This is a genomic window from Streptomyces sp. NPDC001100 (genome assembly GCF_053598575.1).
The window spans coordinates 1-1,003 of sequence record NZ_JBSFKO010000105.1; the positions used below are offsets into that span (position 1 = coordinate 1).

The 1,003-nt window shown below is 72.5% G+C and carries 1 protein-coding gene; it reads left to right on the plus strand.

The genetic code is table 11. The features are described 5' to 3' along the window. Nucleotides 1-1,003, plus strand: a 1,003-nt coding sequence (locus ACWDEW_RS48850) for an AMP-binding enzyme (RefSeq protein ID WP_450522846.1), incomplete at both ends; no start/stop codon positions are given.

Sequence of the window (1,003 nt, forward strand, 5' to 3'; positions counted from 1 at the left end):
GGGAGGGTCTGGCCCGCGGCTATATCGGTCGTGCGGATCTGACGGCGGAGCGGTTTGTCGCGTGCCCGTTCGGTGACGGCAGCGGGCGGATGTACCGCAGCGGGGATCTGGCGCGGTGGACGTCGGACGGGCAGTTGGAGTTCGTGGGACGTGCGGACGCGCAGGTGAAGATCCGTGGCTTCCGGGTGGAGTTGGGGGAGGTGGAGGCCGTCCTTGCCGCGCACCCGCAGGTCGAGCGGGCCGTGGTGGTGGCTCGGGATGGTCGGCTGGTCGGATACGTCGTCGGGGGCGCGGACGACGAAGACGTGCGGGAGTTCGCGGCCACCCGGCTCCCGGAGTACATGGTCCCGTCGGCGCTCGTCGTCCTGGACCTGTTCCCGCTGACCGTCAACGGGAAGATCGACCGAGCCGCGCTGCCGGTGCCGGAGGCTGCGCTGAGTGCCGGTCGGGCTGTGGCGACGCCCGCCGAGGAGGCGTTCTGCGCCCTGTTCGCCGAGGTCTTGGGGCTGGAGGAGGTCGGGGTCGGGGACAGCTTCTTCGCGCTGGGCGGCGACTCCATCACGGCGATGCTGCTGGTGTCGCGGTCCCGTCGCGAGGGTTTGGTCGTCGGCGCCCGCCAGGTGCACGAGCTGCGGACACCGGTGCGGTTGGCCGCGGTGGCGACGCCGGTCGACGGAGCGGCGGACGGCGCGCGCCCGGCGGACTCCGCCGTCGGTGAGGTGCCGCTGACGCCGGTGATGCGAGAGGTGCTGGACCGGGCCGGTGCCGACGGCGTTCGGGCGGTCGTGCAGTCGATGGCGGTCGAGGCGCCGACGGGACTGGACGAGGCGGCGCTGCGGGACGCGCTGGCAGCCCTGATGGAGCGTCATGAGGTTTTGCGGGCGCGGTTGTTGGTGGAGTCCGGGGTGTTGGTGGTGCCCGGGGCGGATGCGGTGGATGTGTCCGGGTTGGTGGCTCGGGTGGATGTGGTCGGGGTGGATCCGGCTGCGGTGGTGGGGGAGCA